We start from the raw sequence: 18,713 nt of genomic DNA on the forward strand, positions 1-18,713 counted from the left end.
ATTTATGGCATTCCAGGTGCTTTAATAAGAAACATTGGTACTGTGGCGCATCGAAAATGACCGAACATAAACCGCCAAACGCTCAAGTTAGGTAGAAGGAGTAGCAGCAGGTGAACTACAAAGCAGAATTCAAGGGCTGGAATCAACTCACCCTGTCCGATTTGATTGTGGCTTATCGCAAAGCCAAAGCTGACCAGTTTTTTGAGAACAGCTTTCCAACAGCTGCAAAGTTCGCTGAGTACGAACAGGACTTGCTCAATAATCTCAAATTATTGCTAGCTAAATTACAGAAAAACCGTGGGTTCCACAAAACCCAGCACTTACTTGGTGACTGTCGCCTACTACCAAAAAAATTATCGCGAGAGCCAAAAGAAGAGGTTTCGAATGGGCATACTCATTTTTCGGACCATGATCGGGAGTTTGAACATCTTAAAGAGTCCTATGACATTGAACTTGAGTTCCGTATCGTTGGCGATTTCCCTGTTGACACGCATATTATATCCGCTCTGTGGATCAATATGGTGGGACACAAGTTTGATGCCTGTTTAGACGATAGCTGCTATGGCGCTCGCTTACGTCGTATTCGCAATGAGGAGGTTATTGACAAGAAAGCAGAAAAACCTTTTCACATCACAGCTATCGGCTCTTTTGCCCCATATTATCAACACTATCAGAAGTGGCGTGCAGATGGTTTGAATGCTATCCGGAATGAATTGGAGCAGGATCGAAAAGTAGTCGCAGTTTCACTAGACCTTAGAAGCTACTATCACTTGCTCGATCCGATGATGGTGACCTCCGATGCCTTTCAGGAAGAAATTGGTTTGCAGGGCGAAAAGTCATTATCTGATGAGGAGCGCGACTTCACCAAACATCTAGGGCGCCTGATGGACAACTGGGCCAAACAAGCTGGAAAGTTTGCTGAACAGCTCGGATGTAAGCTTGGCAAGGTTAATGGTGGGCTTGTGATTGGCTTAACCGCATCAAGAATTATTGCAAATGTCGTTTTGCATAAATGGGATAAACTGATCAGGGAAAAGATTACTCCTATACACTACGGCCGTTACATTGATGACATGTTTCTGGTGCTAAGAGACCCAGGTACTATTCGCAGCTCAGCATTGTTAATGAGTTTTATTCAGGAAAGACTTGGTAAAAAAAGACTCACCCAAGCTGTTGTAGGTAATAAGCTTACTGATACATGGCGTATAGAGCTCGGTAAAAAATACCAGAAAAAATCTCTGATTGAACTGCAAGCACAGAAACAGAAGCTTTTTATGCTAGACGGGCAAGGAGGTTGTGACTTACTAGATAGCATTGAGAAGGAGATCAGTGAGCTATCCAGTGAACAACGATTAATGCCCTCCCCCGATCAACTCGAACACTCTACTGCAGCAAGAGTGCTATCGGCCGCAGGCTCTATAGGTGAAGGTGCTGACTCATTACGACGTGCTGATGGGCTCACTGTAAGACGCCTGGGCTGGTCTTTACAACTTAGACATGTTGAAACCTTGGCTCATGACTTGCCAGCAGGGACTTGGCATAAGCAACGTCATGAGTTTTATCAGTTCGCGCATAACCACATTCTTCGGCCTGAGCAGATTTTCGCTCATTACATGTATCTACCAAGATTGCTGGGATTTGCAGTCGGTATGGGTGAGTGGGGTCAGGCAGAAGCTATCGTGAAGCGCTCGTTCCACTGTATTGATCAACTTGAACAACTACCAACAAAAAGCAAGGTCAAGATCAACGGCTACGACTGCTTAGCTAGTAACCTCATCTGGAACTGCGTCCGCGGCTCTCTAGCCGCGGCTTTTATAGATGCAGCAGCTAAGCATTACAACCCTAGCAGTCTTTTATCTAACAAGCCGCATTGGAAAGAATCTAAACTTGCGGAAATTTTTATGGCTCAACTTTGGAACGAGCTTAACAGTGTAAATTTTCTCGAGTTCCCCATAAATAGTGACACCTTCTATGAAATTGCTCCGCTTCTTGCACAAAGTGACCTTGCTAGGATGCCATACAAAGAGCTCCTAAAGGGCAAGTTCGCCACTGCGCTAATAAAAAAACGAGACAAGAAAAAAGAACAAGAAATACTAAAAAAATTTAAAAGAACATCATTGATTGATGTCGACAGCCTCAAGCAGTTTTTGCATGTCTCAAAAGAAAAACGTTTACCAACAGTTTCCGCAAACAAAAGTACTGACGAGAGCATCGATCTGCCTTATCTTTTCCCTACACGTCCATACTCAGCGACTGAAGTTGCTGAGTTGGCTCCTCAATGCGTCGGCCTTGAGACAACCACTTCCGCTAAACCTCAGTCAATCTGGGCAAAGTATGTACGGGCTGTTAGAGGTGTTTGGGTCAAACCTGCACTGCTCGATGATGAAATCGTACTAAATGATAGAAAACTCCAAACTAAGCCTCAATCTCGTAAGCGGCTTCGCATTGGAACGCAGAAAAAGAAATCGGTAGTTGTTGCGATTACCAATCTATTGACTGAAGACAGTTCGTGGGGGGGCACTGCCTCAGGGAAACCGGAATTGACACTTGAACGCTACAAACGTATATGCGATTTAGTTAATCAGGCGCTAACGGTACGGCCTAAACCGGACTATCTTATTCTTCCTGAACTATCACTCCCACTCGAATGGGTTAATAGTATTGCGAGTAGGTTACTTGGGGCTGGCATCAGCCTCATTGCGGGCACAGAATACCGTCACTATGGTGGCAATAAGATCCGCAGTGAGGCCTGCTTAGTACTCACAGATGATCGCTTAGGTTTTCCTTCCTCTGTCCGAATATGGCAACCGAAAATTGAACCAGCGGTCGGAGAGGATCGTGAGCTAACGTCAAAGCTTGGAAAAACTTGGAAGCCCCCCTACTCACGCAGAAAACCAATCTACATTCATAACGACGTTCACCTGGGTGTAATGGTCTGCTCTGAATTGCAGAATAGCCAAGCACGGATTCAGTTCCAAGGAGAAATCGATGCCCTGATGGTACTGTCTTGGAATCAGGATCTAGACACCTTTGCATCCCTAATTGAGTCGGCCGCGCTGGATGTGCACGCCTACACCATTCTTGTAAATAATCGAAAGTATGGAGATAGCCGTGTTCGTGCCCCAAGCAAAGAATCGTTTCGGAGAGATCTTGCTCGTGTACGAGGCGGAGCAAATGACTTTTGTGTAGTTGTCGATCTGGACATTGATTCGTTGAGGGCCTTCCAAAGCCGCGCTAAACGGTGGCCAGAAAAAAATGACCCGTTTAAACCCGTTCCAGAAGGATTCAGAATTCGCAGTTCTAGAAGAAGGCTGCCGCCAAAATAGTTTACCCAACCTGTTGGTAAACGGCTTACGGGAGAAAGCCAATAAAAGTTTGCGCATGCAAATCATGTTAGCGTTTCGTGATGGTACGGCAATAGAAAGATTTTGTTCTCATGCCGGGCCGTCAGAGTAGTCTATAGGAGAAGCCACCGTGACGAACCACAGGGACTCACCTAATGCAAGCAGCATCACGTTCAACGCGCTGGCCGAATGGGCACAACAGTATCAGCCAGACCATGACGAGATAATCGCTCGCCATGCACGCGCCTTGGAGCTCGCCATTCAGTGCATCAACGATGGGACGCTGACCTTACTTGACGGCCCCGATTCGCCATTATCTCTTCGGATCAAATCACATCACGGTCAGGAACTGTTCGAAATGAACAGCTCCTGGATAGGTTCTGCACAAAACTGGCACTGTCCATGCTGCGACCGCAATAAGTTTGAAATATCCCGAACGGGCAATAAAGGCCAGATTCTGGCCAAACTGGTTGAGCACCACGATCACATGAGTGATGCGCTCGAAGCAGCATTCAACAAGGTATTCATCGAGACGGGTACAAACCGCCCCACCGATACCGGTTTGTCTATGGTCGAACACATGGCGGGTGCCTTTGCTGCATACGCCCCCGTACTAGTGTGTGAGGATTGCAATAACGCGGACACGGCTGCTAAAGCCTTACTGTCGCAACACGACGCGATAAACCTCACACATCAATCGTTTTCCATTGGCCAGCTCCAACAATTCATCCTACCTCGGCCTCACGTCCCTCATCAGATCAATGAAAGCAAGTTAAAAGACCTTTGGGTAGTCGTACGCCCAGCTTATATCGCTCGAATGAAGTTGATCTTTGAGGTCGCCAAAGCAGCCGTTACCCAGGACCACTGGTATGAAAAATATCCTCTAGGGTTCATACCGGTCCCTACGCTGGCGAATCGCCACAACCGTCGGACGCAAGCTGGCTTCGAATGGCTCTCAGCCGATGCATTACAACACGCTCTAAAGCAAGAGACAGTCGTTCATCGCGCAAACAGGAGCCGTTGGCGAACAGAGCAAAAAAAGCCGCGCGACACGCCGCCCAAGAACTACGAAGCGATTCTCTTATCTCAGGCGGGCTCGGCCCAAATGTGGAAGGAGTTAGGGGGCGATTGGCACTGCCCGATCTGCATGCGTCCGAAGCATCAAACAGTCAAGTTTGAGAAGGGGAAAGTAGGATTTCAAACCCATGCTCCCACCTATCGAAGCGAATTATGGCGCCACATACAACTTATTTGCATGGACTGCTGTGCCGTCGTTAAAGGCATGAACTGGGAACTGACAAAGGGCTTAGGCGTCACAGTACCCGCCACCTTCGACTGCATCACGCCGGAACAGCTACGCGACATCATGACAGCACGCCCCTACTCGCCACCTCTCATTGACCAGATCAAAGCCAAGGCATTGGTCGAGGATTATATGAACAAGAGCAGCTAGTCAGGCCAAACAGTCTTTAATCCTGAAACCCTTGTTGATACACCATAGCAATGAAAGTGAAGTCACCTCAGGGACACACTCCACCACACGTCAGCACTACGCAAACCAACCACATCCCGCCAAGGATGTCCATGAAATACGCGACACACGGAACTTGCTCCACCCTATAAACAAATCAAAATGGGCATTGCTGCGGACCAATCGCTCTATCGCATTTCTCGAGAAATGGCCCGAAATCATCTTTAAGGCATTAAACGCCACTCCACTAGCCCCGTAGCGTCCCGCTTATCAGTTTCGGCTAGGCATTCTCTTGGCTACCCGACATCCAAGCAGCGGGAACAAGCGCATCACCACGCCACTCCTCGACTAAACGAGTATTGGGCAGCTTGCCCCATACGTCCTCATTGGCATGATCCAATACAATAACCTGCATCTTCCCCGCCGCTTTTTGTGTAACTTTAGCCAGCAGATCAAATACCTTGCGCACCGCAATCACATCCTCATCATGCCACTTCGGATCGCCTTGAACCAGTCCTTTATCACCAGCACGACTCACAGGAAAATAGACCTGACTGGGTTGATCATAAATCAGTAAGCCTGGCACCGGATGATTGGGGGTTTTCAAAAAGTAGGCTTGAAGAGCAAGCGTGATGGCCACATGATAGGCTAGCCAATTTGCGCCGCTACCGATCTCCCAAAGATAATCATCACGCGTGCCGCGTATCACCTTCACGGTGAGTTCGGAAATGATGAGTCTCACCGGTGCCTCGGGCCATTCGCCATCCAGTTTAGGAACGAGTAGCCCAGCAAACTTCTGGAGAGTGTCCAGCGCATTCGTCAGCTTTCTAGCTATTTCATGTTCCGCCACCAATGCCTTCAAACGCTCGATTTCTACTTGCAGCTCAGCGATTTCACGACTCAAACCAGAAGAAAGATCAGCAGCGTCGTAGAGGCGCAGTGATTCTTCAAGCCGACCAAGGAAACGCTCAACGCGCTCGCCCCGTTCTCTCACCTCGGTGGCCTCGTTAGACTTGCCCTCCAACGCTCGAATTTCCTGGCGAACAGCATGCAACTTCTCGAGCACCACTTGCGTTGTTTCGCGCTGCCGCAGTGTTTCCTTACCGAGGGTCTCAGTAATGCCTGGATGCGATCGCAGTCGAACCTCAATGGCATCTAAAGCTCCACACAATTGCCCTAAACGCTCACGCCCTGCTTCGTTTAATTCAAACACCACATCTGATTCTTCCTGTATCAGCCCGCGTATCCATTTGGAAAGCGCTAGGCGATCACGCTGTACCCTCAATGCCGTACCGTAGGCATCACTACTCTCATCTAAACGCCCAAGCTCGTGCAATCGTTGACGGCTTTGATTCAACTGGACAGCAAGAGCTGTTTCCATTCCACGCAATTCGGCAAGGCGTGCCATGACCACGTCCATGCCACCCAGTGTCGGCACCGCTCCGCGCACATCGCTACCGAGCACGTCTCGAAGCGTATCAATGATTGTCGACCAATCATCTGGCACCTCGTAATAGGGAGGTAACAAGCCATACTCAATGGCCTGTCTCACCCAAACTTGAGCCTCCCCCTGCCAGACGGCACCAGAAGCCTGACGTGCGCGCAGCTCCGACTCCTTACGCCTCAATTGACGTGATAACCGATCCAACTCATGGCGAGCTTGCAAAATATCCGAGCTAACCGCGCCCAACACATAGGGGAAAATCGTCTTAAGCTTCTCACGATGCTCCGTTATGTCCGCCTTAAAGAACATCACATTCGGATTGGCCACGATGTTTTGTGGCTGAAACGTAAAAGCCATCAAGTCCCGAAAGCTAGGCCGGTACTTATACCGATCCTCCGTCCCCGGCTCGAACTCAAGGTTAGACAGGCCAGCAAGGCGGTTCAGCACCGCTTTCACATAATCCACGTTAGTTGTCTTGGTATCAATTTTCTTAGGGAGCTCGATTTCTCGCGCTTCAAGCAGCACCATATCTCCAGTGCTTTGCTGAATACCGGGTTCACGACGAGCCAACAGTTTTTGCCCTTCAGCAGTGTCGACCACAATCCCAAACCATGAGCACGACTCGCGTATTACTCCGACAGGAACGGTACACTTCTCCGATCCCAAGCAATAGTCAATGATGGGGATCATGGCCGACTTCCCTGTCTTGGACGCTCCGCTGATCACGTTGACCATGCCCGGCTCAAAAAGGACTTCCCGAGGCTCCCCCTCCGTCCTTGGCCATAGAACCACTTTCAAAAGCTGAAAATACATCAGAATTCCACGTTAAGCGTACGCGCCACTTGTTGATTCGACAGACCCGCAAACCAATAGCCAAGCCGTTCACAGGAAGGAATAAGCCAGTTGATTTGCTCTGGAAGTATAGGTACCTTTAGCGTGCCGCTCAGTGCGTTGGCCCTTACCGTAGCCCGCGTTGCATCGATACTCAACAACTGCGACTGCTCACCCAGGACGATCGACTCCAGAGTCAAATGCCGAAGAGTTAATGCCCGCTCATGAACTGCAAGTAGATTTTCACGGTTTTCAGCGAGCTTACCTGCAAACAAGGCGAGGCCCGATGTCCTATTTGTCCCTACAATCAGTTCACGAGTAGGCTTATGGAGCACCAATGGCAAGACCAGGAACATCAGAGGCAGTTCGACATGATGTCCCTCCCGACCTTGGTAGGCCAAACCGAATTTCCATAACGCGAAAGCACCTAACGCCGGATTCTGAATCAAGGCCATTTCAGTCAACGCAGGACGATGCAGAAGGGAAATCAAGCTCATAACTTGTCCAGCAGCTCTTTATAGTGCGGATGCCAACCAAGCGTCCCCTCGTCGGCCAACGCATTGAAGCAGCCGTGCGTAAAATGCCCCGGCAACTCACGCCCGTCCATGGGAATCTGTAGAGTAGAACAACGGCGGTAAACTGTACGGCCCCTAACTATATCACTCAATGTTGGATGCAAGTCATTAACCTCCCCTTGTAATGCGCTATGGTGGCGCAACAGCGTGTCGTCTAGATCGGAGAAGCTTCCATCAAACACCAAGCCACGTTCGGCCCAGTCGGCCTTATCCGCTGACGTACGAAGAAAATCGCTCACTGCGCGCAACTGATCCTGCATTGATGCCTCAACGAACTGCAATTGTCGGACAAAGCCCGGCCGTCCGCGCAAGGTTTGCTCCAGCACCTTATCGCCCGGCTTTGCGGTGAATGAAGAAAGATAGCCAGACAGATTGTGCTGCTGAACAAAGGCATGAAATATCCTTTTGAAATCCGTCACATTAATGACGGCCGGCTCATTATTGCGTATGCATTTATCTGCTCGCTCTTTGACCATCCCAATGGCAGCCTGACAAATGGAATCAATCAACGAATCTGGAACGGTCACTGCTAAGAGAGCACGCAGCGCATTTAGTGGATCATCATCAACACTGACAATAGACATCCGTTTAACGAGCCCGGCTCTCTGTTCCTCAGTAGCATTGAGAAAAACTTTGAGATAAGGCATACAGGCAGGTACTGTTTTATTGGATGCTAGACTTTTCTGAATTTGTTCTGTCAGGGTACGTACTTGTTCGGTGGTTGTAGCCTCATTGAGCAGACTGGCGAATTTCCCAGTCTTCGCTGGCGTCACATATAGAATAAAATGTGTTTTTTGAAGATCCAACTGTTTGGCATGAATCGCTCGGAGCCAGTTGGCGATCGTCTTCCATAAATCATCTGACCAGTTGGAAATGGGATTGTGCGTCAACGCACTTTTTGCCTGCTCAACAACGACAGAACCATCAGCGTAATGAATAGCAACATCATCCAAGTGCTCAAGAGAAACATGACTGCCATTACCTTCGCGCATCAAATAAAAACACATTCGCACTGGCTGCAGAGCAAAACCAAGATACTGTCCCGGGGCGCTGTGCGCGACTGGTGCAGACAAGACCACGCTCATTGATAATGACCCAAGATCGCCAAGGTGGAATATGAGTGAAATTCCATCGGCTCAAGAAAAATGCATGCCACTTCCCATTGCTCCTCTTGATAAACTTAAGTGTCTTGGCGGCTCTACAATACCCTTTGAATGACCAATGAGTGTAACAGAGAAGCAATCAACTACTAACCATCCAGCTACGACCCTGATGCATACGTGCCTCTATCATCACATGCCACCTACTTTGGAGCATTGGACTGCCACAGTATGCTCAGCTCTTCTTTGCCTGTGTAAACCTGCGACTGGACGTGGCTGTACACTAGTCTTTTATACTGATGCCATCTGACATAATGTAGAGTGAGCTGGCCCGCACCTACGATGCAATGAGTGAGATGGTTGTCGAACAGCCCCCCCCCCGAGTTGATAATGTCTTTTAGGCCATTGCAGATTTGGAACAGCACTTGAATACCACTCCGACCAACTGATGTATCTCAGATGGAACGGCTGCACTCCTCGAAACATTGTTGCAAGCACGTCGCTTATGCGCAACTTTTACCCCGTGTATTCCTAGGACTGTACCTCTAAAAACAAGAAATCCCAAAAAACCTCATGAACACAGGGTTTTCAGTCATCGTATGGCTCTGGCCCCGACCACAGACCTCATTTGAGGTCTATTTTTTTGCCTAAAACCCAGCATTTACAAGGCTTTCCAAGCATTTACACTCTCCCCAGATCAACTGAAGTCTACCCACATCAAGCATTTGTTGTTGGTATAAGTGTTGGTATATGCTGGTACAACCTCTACTCATCAAAGAATGTACCAACAGTCATGGCTCTCAGTGATACGCAGATACGCGCAGCAAAGTCTGCCGATAAACCATAAGCTAACCGATGGCGAAGGCATGCACTTACTTGTTCATCCTAACGGCTCCAAGTATTGGCGACTTAGTTATAGATTTAACGGCAAACAAAAAACCCTAGCACTGGGAGTCTATCCAGCTACCACACTTGCAGCAGCTCGGACTAAACGCACCGATGCCAAACAACTATTGGCTGAAGGCGTAGATCCAAGTGAGCAAAAAAAACAAGAACGATTTGAAGAGTGCAATGGCACTACCTTTGAGGATATTGCCAGAGCGTGGCACGCCAACAATAGAACATGGTCTGAATCTCACCGAGATAGGGTGCTGCAAAGCCTAGTAGCTGATATTTTTCCAGTTATCGGCAAAACAGACATTAAAGATCTTAAAACACGTGATCTACTCGTACCCATTCGTACTGTTGTAGACTCTGACCGCTTGGAGGTAGCCTCCCGCTTACAGCAACGCATCACATCGATTATGCGTTTTGCTGTTCAAAGCGGCCTGATTGACTTCAATCCAGCACAAGATATCGCTGGCGCAGTTCCGACCAGTAAAGAAAAGCACCGTCCAGCCTTACCTTTTGAGCGCATACCTGAGCTTTTAGAAAGGATTAGTAATTACAAAGGTAGAGTACTTACCACCCTGGCTGTTGAGCTCGCACTACGTGTTTTTGTACGTTCAAGGGAAATGCGGTTTGCTCGTTGGGACGAGATAGATTTTGAGCGAGCGCTTTGGACAATTCCCGCAGAACGAGAACCAATAGAAGGCATGCGCTTCTCTCACCGCGGCTCTAAAATGCGTACCCCTCACCTTGTACCACTCAGCACTCAATCAATAATAATATTGAGACGCATTTATAACTGGACTGGTGATAAAGAGCTTATTTTCACCAATGACAATAACTCCAAGAAAGTCATGAGTGAAAATACGGTTAATAGCGCTTTACGGACAATGGGTTATGACACGAAAACAGAGGTCTGTTGCCACGGTTTTAGGACCATGGCCTGTAGAGTGCACTCATTGAATCAAAACTGTGGTCCAGAGATGCCGTAGAACGGCAGATGAGCCACCAAGAGAGAAACTCTGTCCGAGCCGCATATATTCATAAGGCCGAACATTTGGATGAACGCAGACTGATGATGCAGTGGTGGGCTGATTTTTTAGATGCGAACAGAGAGAAAGCCGTTAATCCGTTTGAATTTTCCCAGCAGGATCTTATGAATTCTACCAAAACAAGGCCATCACAGCACTGACTTGGCAGCTACAAACAGCGCCCACCATTTATGATTCCCACTAATTGTTGATATAAACTTTTATCCATTAAAAATCAACGATTTAAAAATCCAAATTTTTAAAATACCACGATCAATACCATATCCACCCTTATAGTCCACTCTTTCCCAAGATTAATCCAGCAGCCGAAGCCACACAGGAACAGTCTATGTGCCCAGCTCTGCGATCTCACGTTCAATCAACCGAAATCGATCCTTGACCTCATCGCCGGCATAGAACGCGAGCATATCTTCTTTCGTGAGGGTGCCTTCCGACAAAAATTTTGAAAGATAGCGCTGATTAAATTCAGCAAGGAGGATACTTTTTTCTATCTGATGAAGAATTTGCTTCAAATTGTCTATATTTACTGCAATCAAATTCTTTACGAGAGTTATTTCCCGCGCGTCCTTGATCAAACGATTCACGATGGCCTTTAAAACATCGACGTCAAGATCAACGACTTTAGCGTTTAAAGCAATGTCTCGAGCGAGCATATAAGCAATCGATAAATTCCGATAATCGCCCTTTTGAGAGTCTATGATAGCGATCAGTCCGATTCCCGGAATAAACCGAACATCCTGGACCGCGTTCAAAACGCTTCCATCGACAATCGAAATGTCGAACACAATTATGCCTGCTTGGCCATCTCGATTGGCCTGAGCTTCGAGTAATTGGCTCCAAGCCGTATCGGACTTTTTGGTAAAAACATCCTTTGTCTGAATGTCACCCAATCGGATACTTTTATCAAATTTACATTCGATCGCGATTCGCTTTCCGCCATCACCATTCAAATGACAAACGATGTCACCAGTCTTATTCCTGCGGATGGCACCGGCACGGTCGCCTGTTAGCTCAACCTTATCAGGCAGCTTCTGCTTCGCAATGAAATCCATCAAATAATCGGCGATATCGGCTTCAGCTAATACACCTTTCACTGACGATCGATAGAAGAGCTCTTTCTTCATATCGAATATGATCTTCAGGCTTTCCAATTCGGTGCCTAGCTCGTTGCTCGTCCGTGCAAGAAAGCTAGATAGCCTATCCTCCATCAACGCCAGAACCCCGATATACAGAGCCTTGTGGAGTTGACCATCACGGTCAGAAGAAGGAAGCTTATTAAAAAACTCAAATAAAATCTTATTTTCTACTTCAAAGGCAGAAATTTGAATTCGATTGCTTCTCTGGTCAAGATTGACAATGGCCATATTTAAACTCTGCTGTAGCGAAAATACCCTTTAATTCGCTGTGCGAGAAATACTCCCTTCGACTCGGCTTGCTCAAACTCTTGGGCAACTTGTTCAGGAACATCATAATATTGATAGCGGCCGCCATTGAGAAACTCGACTTCCAGTAGGCTTTGCTCCGACTCATAGCGAATTGCGGCTACGTTGGAGGACGTGAAGGGAGGAAACTCGTGCCAAGCCATAAAATTATCCTTTCTCAGGTGTACGTATGACGGGATTCTGCTGAAGCCAGGTCTCAACAAAATATCGATAGTCGGGTTCGATATGATTTCTTAGGTTCCACCCGCCCGGGGACATCGACTCTTCAGGCAATGCTTCATCGCAGATGAGAGGATCTTGACTATCTGGTCGTCGATCCTTCGGTGGGGCTTGGATCATCGTTCGCATCGGCAAACCAACAGCTTCGCCAAGTATGATTGCTTCACCGGTACGCAAAACCGGCAGCATGCTTGTCAGCCCTTCCAAGTTGTCTGAGAGAGCACTTGTGACGTGGGAACGATCGGTCCCATTGCTCAAGCGCATGGCAAAAAAAGTACCGCATTGCGATAAGATCGTTGCATTAATTTCTGCCGGGCGTTGGCTTACGATCATCGCTCCAATACCGTATTTCCGGCCTTCCTTTACGATACGCTGGGTCGCAATCGATGCGGCGCTATTCCCGCTATCACCTAAGTAGCTGTGGGCCTCTTCCATCACAATCAGCAACGGTCTTTCTCGCCCGCCCTCGGAAAGATTCCTTGACCAAAAAAGGCAATCATAAAGAACTCGCAAAATGTTGCCGATGATATCATTGGTGACCGGTGACGGAATACCAGACAAGTCTAATATTGTGACCGGACGCTCAGTTCCCAGCCATTGCCGTACCAGATCCGCAAGACCTCGCTCTGTTTTTCCATTGAGCTCAGGATGCCAGCCATCGGGCTTCAGTAGAAAATCGTATCGAGCGACACGCAATTTTGCACCCAAAGCCTCAAGAGCACCGCGGATGTTCAATGGGTCCGGGAGGTAATTGATTTTCTCCGGGTCGGCGGCAACATTTTTTACTTTTCGGAATCGTGGAGGAATGCCTAATTGGGCATCCCCGACAATTTTCTTTCCTGCACCATCAAGCTCATAAGCCCAAGTTGTCTGATCGGAAGGATTCGCACCACCGGCACTGAGATATGTACCGAACTCATGGCAGTAAAGTTCATACCAAAGCTTGTTTAGAGAGAACGGAACGGGACTGTCCGCTGTGATACTGCTCGGGTCTACGCCGTCGATTGGTTGCGCCGTTAACGATTGGATTTTGGCCGCAAGCACGCGCTCAAGAATGATATTACGCGCTTTGCCATCGGCAGGAAGAACCCCGAACGTTACGCGCATTAACTCGTCAAAGTTCAAAGCCCAGAACGGGATAGACAGCCGATGCTCATTGTCTCTGCGACTATCTGGATTGATCTTAAAAATGTTTGCTCGATCGCCCAATGCCTTCCCGTACTCACCATGTAAGTCAAGGACAATAATTCGTGCAGATGGAAAGCGAGATTGATCAGAAAGGACATTGAGCAGACCTGCTACCGTCGTCGACTTACCAGAACCAGTTGTTCCGACTACCGCAGAATGCCGTGTGACCAGTTTGTTCACATCAACTAAAGCATCAATCGACTCGCTTCCAGCGACATACCCGACGCGGACCAGGTGATTTTGCTTGTCTGACCTACCATAAATGGCTTGCAGATCTGCCTCGGAGACGAGATGAACTTCGTCTTCAAAGGTTGGGTATTGAGATATCCCGCGTTGGAATTTTCCTGATCGATAGCCCTCTCCGATAAGCTGAATTGTTATCCAGCGAAGTCCATTCGGCATCGTCTGGAGTGCCTTTTCCGGGACGGCACTGGCACCAACCTGCGAGACAATCCCATATAAATCGACATAGCCGACCGGTATCTTGACGAAGCTACCTATCTGGCCAATTTTATGGCCCTGCCCGTGGACGAAACTCAATCCAGAAAATCGGTCGGAGATTAGCGTGACACTCACTGAGGTACCGCTGACATCCTGAACCGTTCCGATTACCGTCGCCCTGCTCGCTAGTTCAGGCTTCATCATCGGCTACTCCGGTACCGGCCAATCCCCGCAGAAGCTCCCCGAGAGCGGCGAAATCACCAAGCCGCAGCTTAATTTCGTCCCCGCTTTTCACCAAAACACCCGGAGGCAAGGGAAGTGCGTCGATATCGTCGCTAACCCAATTCCCTAAATTTCGTCCTATGATTGCCTTGTCAAACCCTAACAGGCTTAAGTTAGGGGTTGCCGATGCGCACTGGCGCGCAAGTGCATATCGCTCATCCTCGAGGTCGCCATGCACGCAGGCAAATACGTGTGCAGTTGGGTTGGTATCAAGGCTCCGGCAAATAACGTCGTTTATATGCTCATCGGCAAAGGAATATCCGCAAATGAATAACAACGCCGATGGTGAAAGTAGAAATGCTTTTAGTCGATCGAGCATCGCAAGATAAGGCATCTTGCGGCTCTGATCGTACTTGAGATGCGATGGATAAATAAGATAGCTTTGTTCTTCAGTTTTTTGATCGCTTCGCACTACGGATGTACCGTTCTCCAAGCGCCAGTTTAACGATCCATGGATTTTCCAAAGTCGCGTCCAGCGCGGCGGCAATAGATCTTCATCTTCAACAGCACCTAGATCAAAGAACGCCTTCCGGGCCCCTATAAATCCGTCGAAATATGGAGCCGAGCTTTCTTCTAATGCCTGCTCCATCAGAAGATCGTAATTGGTCGTAAATACGTGCACGGGTCGCTCACGACGGATCGCACGACTCCATATGGCCAAATTATGATATGGACTGTCTTTTGACGGGAGGGACCTCGTCACTTCCGTCGATATAACTTTGCAGACTTCTTCGTCGAGCTTCACAAGTTCCGCTGCGGACAATCCTCGAACGTCGCCGTTACCTGCAACGCTCGCAAACACTCGAATTCGACTTAAGATCAATTCGATATTTGCTCCATTTCCACCGTCATCGACAACAATCTTTACGATCTTGTCCCATGTGGACGGGGATGTTTTATCCGGACTTGTCAATCGCTCCGCAATGATCCGTGTCAGCCCGGCAACGTCCCATATGAGCGGATCGGAAACCGTATTCCCTCCCTCCTCGCGTTGATTGACCCGTACTGAGAGAGGGCAGCCCGCGCCGATAAAGAAACCGATAGGCTTACGATTTTGGGACAAAGCCTGCTGTATAAAACTGACTTGCCGAACCGGATCATGTTTTTGCATCTATTGTCCTTGTGATCAAAAGCAGCGCTATTTCTGATTCTATATTTTTTCTTGGATTAAACTACGCATGACAAGGAAAAACAACCCCTACATGTTTGTAGAGAGTTGTTCGTGAAACTCCGTAGCGACGGGCAACATCGGCCACCTGAATGTCCGGGTCACGCAGGAGTGCTCTAATCTCCCGAACCTGCTTCTCTCCCAGCTTGGGTTTACGGCCGCCAGAACGGCCTCTCGCGCGAGCTGCGGCAAGCCCTGCATGAGTGCACTCTCGGATCAGGCCGCGCTCCAACTCGGCAATAATCTGCACGAGATCAGGTAGGCTGCGCCCGAGCCGGTCCAACCGCCACACCACCAGCGTGTCGCCAATCCGCAGCGCTTTGCGGCACTGCTCCAGCTCTAGCCGAGCAACGTTTTACCGCTTGCCGCCTCTTCATAGATCACCTGGCACCCGGCCTGTTGAAGCGCATCGCGCTGCAAGTCCAGATGCTGGTCCTCCGTGGAGACCCGTGCGTAGCCGATTCGCTGTTTCATTGACACAACCGAGACATTGAAAAATTGACGAGAATGTTAACTCGACAATTGGGGTTCGGATAGTCTCGGATGTCATTCTTGAAATGCCCAGAAAACCACCGTTTTCTGAACGCTAGAGAAACCCTCTTTCATTTTTGAGTACGCCATAGCAATTTATTCCCTGCACTACACCGTTTAAAACAACGGACAACACACTGTATTCAAGAAATTTTCAGACATATATCACCTTGATGAGAGCGAGCAACAGCTTGCTCATGTATGCCATTTACCTACATCAAGGATTCTCTATGTCTGAATCGTTCACTAATGATGAGCAGCCTGCTCGTCACACCAACAAGCCTATCCATTGCCCAGCCTGCGGTTCTTCTTCTATTCACACTAAAAACCATGCACAAAAACTCGGCGGTACGCTAGGTGCTGGCATGGGAGTAGTAAGTAGCTTATCTGGTGCAGCCCAGGGAGCCAGCAGTGGTGCTGCACTGGCTTTTCGCTTTACCCCATCTACACAACCTCTTACTCGTATCTCAGCAGCCGTACTCGGAGCCCTCATCGGTGGGGCAATAGGCTGCGCTACTGGTGCTGCTTTTGGGCAAGTGATTGATAACACCATCTTAAACAACCACCAGTGTTTACGTTGTCACCACTCATTTCAAGCCACCTAACACCTACAGGAGAGTCACAATGTCACATCACGTTGAACAGATGGCCTATGTAGGCCAAACTCCTTGGCATGGCTTGGGCAATCAATTATCAGCCAATCAGCCTATTGAGGTCTGGCAACAGCAAGCCGGTATGGACTGGGACATAAAAGAAGCGCCGGTACAGTTCATGGACTCGGTGGATGATACCCAAAGCCGTCTCATTACCTTTCCGCAGAATAAGGCCTTGTACCGCTCAGATACGAATGCACCGTTATCTGTCGTGAGCCAGCGCTATCAAGTCGTACAGCCTCGCGAGATTTTGGAGTTTTATAGGGATCTCACCGAAGTGTCGGGTTTTCAGTTGGAAACAGCTGGTGTATTAAAAGGTGGCCGTAAGGTATGGGCTTTGGCTCGTACGGGTCACTCAGCCACTTTGCAAGGCAACGACGTCACCAATGCCTATGTACTGTTAGCCACAGCCTGTGATGGCACATTGGCGACCACCGCACAATTTACAGCAATTCGTGTAGTCTGCAATAACACGCTAGCGGTCGCACTAGATGATAACAAAGGAGCCGTTAAAGTCCCGCACAGTACAGCCTTTGATGCTCAAGCGGTAAAGCAGAAATTAGGCATCTCTGTCTCTAGTTGGGATAGCTTTATGTATCGCATGAAGCAGTTGAGTGAACGTAAAGTGAAACACGCTGAAGCCGAGCAATTCTTCAGGCAGCTATTTTCGGGTAGCAAGCAGCCTGCCACACAAACAACCAATGAACATGCCATGCGTAAGACGTTTAGCATCTATAACGGTCATGGCCGTGGTGCAGAGTTGGGATCAGCCAAAGGTACGGCACTGGGGTTACTTAACTCGGTCACAGAGTTTGTGGATCATGAACGCCGAGCCCGTAACAGTGACTACCGCTTAGACTCAGCCTGGTTCGGACAAGGAGCCACACTTAAACAAAGCGCCTTAGAGCAAACCCTACTCATGCTCACCTAACACCATCTTCCTTTTCTACGATTACAGCATAAGGCCCAGCGACTTCATTGCGCTGGGCCTTATGCTATTTATGGGGTCAAAAACCATGACAAATCTCGCACAAACCTATACTTCACCACCCACACTACGTCCTGCTTTACGCCTAGTCAAAACCAACACCCTTACACGTGATGAATAGTTAACTGTACGTAAGCATGGCATTGGCAGCTCCGATGCAGCCGCAGCGGTAGGTTTAAGCCCTTACAAAAGCCAATTAGAGCTCTGGATGGAAAAGACAGGGCGCGATGCAGGCTTACCAAAACCTGATCCTGATGACACAACAGCTCCAGTGTATTGGGGAACGCTACTGGAACCCATTGTGGCGATGGCCTACACCAAACAAACAGGCCGTAAAGCACGCAAGATCAATGCCGTACTACAACACCCAGAAAAACCGTGGATGCTCGCCAATATAGACCGCGAGGTCGTTGGAACCAGTGATGTACAAATCCTAGAGTGCAAAACAGCGGGGGAGTTCGGGGCTCGCTTATGGAAAGAGGGTGTACCAGAATATATACAGCTACAAGTCCAGCACCAGTTAGCTGTCACCGGGAAACAAGCCGCCGATGTTGCGGTGCTGTTATGCGGTCAACAATTGCAGGTATACCGCATAACACGTGATGAGGAACTCATCACGAAGCTCATCGCTTTACAAGAACGCTTCTGGCAATACGTTACAACGGATACGCCACCACCTACAGACGGCCCACACTCTGCCGCTACTGCATTGCAGTACTTGTACCCTGTAGATAGCGGCCAACACGTGGACTTTAGCCAAGACAGTCAAATGTCCGCACTGTTTACGGATCTGCAAGAGGCACGGTTCCATGCTGATAAATACAAAGCCTTAGAGGAGCAATACAAACAAAAAATTCAGCAGTCTATGGGGGATGCCAGTAAAGCTATCTTTGAAACGGGCTCAGTGACTTGGAAACGTAGCAAAGACAGCATTGTGCTCGATAGCAAACGCTTACTCAGTGAGCAACCTGAACTACTCAATCAGTTCAGCCTGACTTGCCCTGGTAGTAGACGTTTCGTGATCAGTGCGTAGTCGTCTCTACTACCTTAGCCCTCCTATTACTCTCACCCGCATAGATGCCGCTCATTAGGAGCG

Annotated in this window: 12 protein-coding genes and 2 pseudogenes; 6 read left to right on the forward strand and 8 right to left on the reverse strand. The window is 48.6% G+C overall.

Annotation, left to right across the window (positions count from 1 at the left end; translation table 11 throughout):
• Positions 1-110: 110 nt before the first annotated feature.
• Complete coding sequence (locus tag ACLO87_RS07945; protein ID WP_430223305.1) at positions 111-3,326, forward strand: RNA-directed DNA polymerase; 3,216 nt, start codon at positions 111-113, stop codon at positions 3,324-3,326.
• A 148-nt stretch (positions 3,327-3,474) separates the two neighbouring features.
• Positions 3,475-4,797, forward strand: a complete 1,323-nt coding sequence (locus ACLO87_RS07950) for a hypothetical protein (protein ID WP_430223306.1) — start codon at positions 3,475-3,477, stop codon at positions 4,795-4,797.
• 298 nt (positions 4,798-5,095) lie between these two features.
• Here ACLO87_RS07950 and ACLO87_RS07955 read toward each other — a convergent pair whose 3' ends face one another.
• The 3 genes from ACLO87_RS07955 to ACLO87_RS07965 all read right to left on the reverse strand — a co-directional run bounded on the left by ACLO87_RS07955 (position 5,096) and on the right by ACLO87_RS07965 (position 8,738).
• A complete protein-coding gene (locus ACLO87_RS07955) occupies positions 5,096-6,994 on the reverse strand; it encodes a DUF3732 domain-containing protein (RefSeq protein ID WP_430223307.1) in 1,899 nt (632 codons plus the stop codon).
• A gap of 77 nt (positions 6,995-7,071) precedes the next feature.
• Positions 7,072-7,587 (reverse strand): three component ABC system middle component, encoded by a 516-nt coding sequence (locus ACLO87_RS07960; RefSeq protein WP_430223308.1) that lies wholly within the window; start codon positions 7,585-7,587, stop codon positions 7,072-7,074.
• On the reverse strand, positions 7,584-8,738 hold the full coding sequence (locus ACLO87_RS07965) for an ABC-three component system protein (protein ID WP_430223309.1): 1,155 nt from the start codon (positions 8,736-8,738) through the stop codon (positions 7,584-7,586). The genes ACLO87_RS07960 and ACLO87_RS07965 overlap by 4 nt, the downstream gene beginning before the upstream one ends.
• 806 nt (positions 8,739-9,544) lie before the next feature.
• Here ACLO87_RS07965 and ACLO87_RS07970 point away from each other — a divergent pair.
• Positions 9,545-10,645, forward strand: coding sequence for a tyrosine-type recombinase/integrase (locus tag ACLO87_RS07970; RefSeq protein WP_430223310.1), 1,101 nt, complete (start codon positions 9,545-9,547; stop codon positions 10,643-10,645).
• A 386-nt stretch (positions 10,646-11,031) separates the two neighbouring features.
• Here ACLO87_RS07970 and ACLO87_RS07975 read toward each other — a convergent pair whose 3' ends face one another.
• The 5 genes and pseudogenes from ACLO87_RS07975 to ACLO87_RS07995 form a co-directional block, all read right to left on the reverse strand.
• Complete coding sequence (locus ACLO87_RS07975; protein WP_430223311.1) at positions 11,032-12,069, reverse strand: hypothetical protein; 1,038 nt, start codon at positions 12,067-12,069, stop codon at positions 11,032-11,034.
• A 2-nt stretch (positions 12,070-12,071) separates the two neighbouring features.
• Positions 12,072-12,290 (reverse strand): KTSC domain-containing protein, encoded by a 219-nt coding sequence (locus tag ACLO87_RS07980; RefSeq protein WP_430223312.1) that lies wholly within the window; start codon positions 12,288-12,290, stop codon positions 12,072-12,074.
• Positions 12,291-12,294: 4 nt separating this feature from the next.
• Entirely contained in the window at positions 12,295-14,199 is a 1,905-nt protein-coding gene (locus ACLO87_RS07985; RefSeq protein ID WP_430223313.1) for an ATP-binding protein, read from the reverse strand.
• On the reverse strand, positions 14,186-15,388 hold the full coding sequence (locus tag ACLO87_RS07990; protein WP_430223314.1) for an SIR2 family NAD-dependent protein deacylase: 1,203 nt from the start codon (positions 15,386-15,388) through the stop codon (positions 14,186-14,188). The genes ACLO87_RS07985 and ACLO87_RS07990 overlap by 14 nt, the downstream gene beginning before the upstream one ends.
• Before the next feature lie 61 nt (positions 15,389-15,449).
• Positions 15,450-15,919: pseudogene (locus ACLO87_RS07995) on the reverse strand (recombinase family protein).
• Positions 15,920-16,206: 287 nt separating this feature from the next.
• On the opposite strand from ACLO87_RS07995, the gene ACLO87_RS08000 reads away from it, so the two are divergent.
• The 3 genes and pseudogenes from ACLO87_RS08000 (at position 16,207) to ACLO87_RS08010 (ending at position 18,650) form a co-directional block, all read left to right on the forward strand.
• A complete protein-coding gene (locus ACLO87_RS08000; RefSeq protein ID WP_430223315.1) occupies positions 16,207-16,581 on the forward strand; it encodes a hypothetical protein in 375 nt (124 codons plus the stop codon).
• Between the two features lie 19 nt (positions 16,582-16,600).
• A complete protein-coding gene (locus ACLO87_RS08005) occupies positions 16,601-17,560 on the forward strand; it encodes a DUF932 domain-containing protein (RefSeq protein WP_430223316.1) in 960 nt (319 codons plus the stop codon).
• Positions 17,561-17,645: 85 nt separating this feature from the next.
• A pseudogene (locus ACLO87_RS08010) lies at positions 17,646-18,650 on the forward strand (YqaJ viral recombinase family nuclease).
• Positions 18,651-18,713 lie beyond the last annotated feature (63 nt).

This window comes from Paenalcaligenes sp. Me52, assembly GCF_050487965.1.
Taxonomy (GTDB): domain Bacteria; phylum Pseudomonadota; class Gammaproteobacteria; order Burkholderiales; family Burkholderiaceae_B; genus Paenalcaligenes.

Bases quoted from the DNA above. Each gene is read 5' to 3' on its own strand.
- ACLO87_RS07960 (WP_430223308.1), bottom strand. From the start codon at position 7,587: ATGAGCTTGATTTCCCTTCTGCATCGTCCTGCGTTGACTGAAATGGCC.
- ACLO87_RS07985 (WP_430223313.1), bottom strand. From the start codon at position 14,199: ATGATGAAGCCTGAACTAGCGAGCAGGGCGACGGTAATCGGAACGGTT.
- ACLO87_RS08000 (WP_430223315.1), top strand. From the start codon at position 16,207: ATGTCTGAATCGTTCACTAATGATGAGCAGCCTGCTCGTCACACCAAC.
- ACLO87_RS07970 (WP_430223310.1), top strand. From the start codon at position 9,545: ATGTACCAACAGTCATGGCTCTCAGTGATACGCAGATACGCGCAGCAA.
- ACLO87_RS08005 (WP_430223316.1), top strand. From the start codon at position 16,601: ATGTCACATCACGTTGAACAGATGGCCTATGTAGGCCAAACTCCTTGG.
- ACLO87_RS07955 (WP_430223307.1), bottom strand. From the start codon at position 6,994: ATGGTCAACGTGATCAGCGGAGCGTCCAAGACAGGGAAGTCGGCCATG.
- ACLO87_RS07980 (WP_430223312.1), bottom strand. From the start codon at position 12,290: ATGGCTTGGCACGAGTTTCCTCCCTTCACGTCCTCCAACGTAGCCGCA.
- ACLO87_RS07990 (WP_430223314.1), bottom strand. From the start codon at position 15,388: ATGCAAAAACATGATCCGGTTCGGCAAGTCAGTTTTATACAGCAGGCT.
- ACLO87_RS07975 (WP_430223311.1), bottom strand. From the start codon at position 12,069: ATGGCCATTGTCAATCTTGACCAGAGAAGCAATCGAATTCAAATTTCT.